The sequence below is a fragment of the Pseudonocardia charpentierae genome (assembly GCF_031845345.1).
Lineage (GTDB): Bacteria > Actinomycetota > Actinomycetes > Mycobacteriales > Pseudonocardiaceae > Pseudonocardia > Pseudonocardia charpentierae.
The window spans coordinates 1-388 of sequence record NZ_JAVREJ010000115.1 but is presented as its reverse complement, the minus strand read 5'-3'; the positions used below and the strand labels follow the sequence as shown (position 1 = coordinate 388).

The following is a 388-nucleotide window of genomic DNA, read 5'->3' as shown; positions in this document are numbered from 1 at the left end:
GCTAGATCACTCGGTTTCGGGTCTAAAGCCACGAACTGAACGCCCTGTTCAGACTCGCTTTCGCTGCGCCTCCACCTATCGGCTTAAGCTCGCTCGTAACTTTAAGTCGCTGACCCATTATACAAAAGGTACGCGGTCACCCAGGACGAACCTTGGGCTCCCACTGTTTGTAAGCATCCGGTTTCAGGTGCTGTTTCACTCCCCTCGTCGGGGTGCTTTTCACCTTTCCCTCACGGTACTGGTTCGCTATCGGTCGCTGAGGAGTACTTAGGCTTGGAGGGTGGTCCCCCCATGTTCAGACAGGATTTCACGTGTCCCGCCCTACTCGAGTCCTATGAATCGTCCGTCCCGTACGGGGCTGTCACCCATCGCGCCGGCCTTTCCAGAC

At 56.7% G+C, this 388-nt stretch carries 1 rRNA gene; it reads right to left on the bottom strand.

Annotated features, from left to right (window positions below):
* Positions 1 to 388 (bottom strand): 23S ribosomal RNA (locus RM445_RS32110); the annotation flags it as partial.